Source organism: Bacillus sp. OTU530 (assembly GCF_038440375.1).
The window spans coordinates 1-231 of record NZ_JASATP010000193.1 but is presented as its reverse complement, the minus strand read 5'-3'; the positions used below and the strand labels follow the sequence as shown (position 1 = coordinate 231).

The window sequence follows — 231 nt, the reverse complement described above, 5'->3', positions numbered from 1 at the left end:
TTGAAAGAAGCAGATTCTACTGCTTTGCAAAACTCTCTACAAGATTTAGGGGAATCCTTTAAACAATACTACCAAAGGAAGAAAGGGAAACCCAAGTTTAAAAGTAAGAAAAATGAGGTGCATTCCTATACATCCAAATGTAACTATAGTAAAAGTGGTCCAACGATTCGAATTGAAAAAGACCGTTTTATGAAAATCCCAAAGTTAGGGCTTGTTGAATTTGTTTCCACT

1 pseudogene is annotated in these 231 nt (G+C 34.6%); it reads left to right on the top strand.

The features are described from left to right. Nucleotides 1-231: pseudogene (locus tag AAHB12_RS31585) on the top strand (IS200/IS605 family element RNA-guided endonuclease TnpB); the annotation flags it as partial.